At 61.5% G+C, this 239-nt stretch carries 1 protein-coding gene; it reads left to right on the forward strand.

Going from position 1 to position 239, the window contains the following annotated elements:
• Positions 1-239: aminotransferase class I/II-fold pyridoxal phosphate-dependent enzyme (locus R0J92_RS26245; RefSeq protein ID WP_411053848.1), on the forward strand; the 239-nt coding region annotated here is incomplete at both ends.

Below are 239 nucleotides of genomic sequence, written 5' to 3' on the forward strand. Positions count from 1 at the left end.
GGCCAAGCGTGCGATTGATGGCGTGCAAATCGGTTACACCGATGCGGGTGGCCTGCCGGAACTGCGGCAGCGGCTGGCGGAGACCTATCGCACGCTGTATGGGGTATCGCTTGAACCCGAACGGGTTATGGTAACGAACGGGTCTTCGGCAGGGTTCATTGTGGCGTTTCTAAGCGCGTTCGACCTTGGCGACCGTGTCGCCCTTGCAGCGCCAGGCTATCCCGCCTACCGCAATATCC

The sequence above is a fragment of the Tritonibacter sp. SIMBA_163 genome, from assembly GCF_046535935.1.
GTDB lineage: Bacteria > Pseudomonadota > Alphaproteobacteria > Rhodobacterales > Rhodobacteraceae > Epibacterium > Epibacterium scottomollicae.